This is a genomic window from Camelimonas fluminis (assembly GCF_014656355.1).
In the GTDB taxonomy this organism is placed as follows: Bacteria; Pseudomonadota; Alphaproteobacteria; order Rhizobiales; family Beijerinckiaceae; genus Camelimonas; species Camelimonas fluminis.
In genome coordinates, this window is the sequence record NZ_BNCG01000066.1 from 6,760 (window position 1) to 8,218 (window position 1,459).

A 1,459-nucleotide genomic window follows, 5' to 3' on the forward strand; every position below is an offset into this window, starting at 1 on the left:
CAATCTGCGGCAGGGGCGTCCCGTCCGGCCGATACCGGATCTTGCCCCCGATCTTCAGGGTCCAGCGCGCATCGACGTCCTTCTGCGCCGCCTTGTTCGGCTCGTCGGGCCAGATCTCCTTCGCCGTCCTGCCGGCCTTGATCGCCTCCTTCTCACCGTCGTTGTTGCGTTGCTTCGGGGCCGGCGCGAGGGAGGCATCGACGATCTGGCCCGACATCGGGATGTAGCCCTTCTTCTGTAGTTGCCAGTCGAAGGCCTTCATCACCCGCCGCAACGTGCCGGTCTCGGTCAGCCTGTTGCGAAAGTGCCGGATCGTGTTCTCGTCGGGCGTCGGACCGCCGAGGTCGAAGCGCAGGAAGCGCATCCAGGATAGGCGGTCCCGGATCATGAACTCCATCTTCGCGTCGCTCAGATTGTGCTGCGCCTGAAGGATCAGCGCCTTGAACATCGAGACCGGATCGAAGGGTGGACGCCCGCCCTTGCTGCCGTCACCATAGCCGAGGCCTTCGACCAGCCAGCCGCGGAAATACTCAAAATCGACGGCCTGCTCCAAAACCGCGAGCGGATCGCCGATCGCGCTCAGCCGTTCAAGATGCTCCGACAACCCGAAAAACGACCGCTGTTCCATCAACCCGCCCGCCGAATGTGCCGATCGACCAGTGAATCATGAAATCACCAAGACCGGTAGGTTCTTGCGGGTGCCCAGCTCTTGCCGAGCATGGACTTGAACTCGCTGGACGCGATCGCCGCCGGATCGGATCTCATCTTACCGAAGCCCATCTGCCAGCGGAAAAGACGCTGGTCCATTTCGCCCCCCTATGAGGATCAACCTCTGAAGTGCGATGCGCCACCGAGGAAGTCAGCATGAAGGCCAATGTATTACTTTACCTCCGGATCAGGGACGTTTGCACGGCATCGCGGAACACGGAAACTTCCCCTCGGAGCCGGGGGCATCCCGGCCTGATGACAAACACGCGCCCAATGGCTCCGTAGAGAGCCGGAGGGCCACCGCCGCAAAGCGGCGGTTCCGATCACACAGGCAACCTTTCCGGCATTGCCTAATCACCATGCCAGTTGCACACTCCTGCCTTATGTTCGTCCCTTGGGCCCTCTGCCCCTATCGGAATTGCAACACATGACTGAACACGAAGCACTGCTCCAGCGCCTGAAAGCGGAGCAACGCGAGATTATCCTGCGTGCCGCCCGAGCTCAGGCAACCCCAGCGCGCTCTGAGATCCAGCGCATAGGCGAGCTGGAATTGGCCATTGGCGCCGTGGAGCAGCAGCTCAATGAGGCTGACGGGGAACCATAGCCTCCTCCCACTCTTCCTCGCTCGGACGCGCTGGCGTTTGAGAGCCTTCTCTGATTGGGGTCGTTGAGGTCAAGCTGTTCGTTCTGGTTATGGCGCGACAATCTGGATGCGACGCGCGCGACAATCAGTGTGAGATTCTACGTCGCG

General features: G+C 61.3%; 2 protein-coding genes. One reads left to right on the plus strand and one right to left on the minus strand.

Translation table 11 applies throughout. The features are described 5' to 3' along the window. Nucleotides 1-628 (minus strand): transposase (locus tag IE243_RS21425; RefSeq protein ID WP_191321342.1); only part of this gene is annotated, 628 nt, incomplete at its 3' end. A 507-nt stretch (nt 629-1,135) separates the two neighbouring features. Here IE243_RS21425 and IE243_RS21430 point away from each other — a divergent pair. Then, nucleotides 1,136-1,312 carry a hypothetical protein gene (locus IE243_RS21430; RefSeq protein ID WP_191321343.1) on the plus strand — a complete coding sequence of 59 codons (177 nt, stop codon included), beginning with the start codon at nt 1,136-1,138 and terminating at the stop codon, nt 1,310-1,312. Nucleotides 1,313-1,459: the final 147 nt, after the last annotated feature.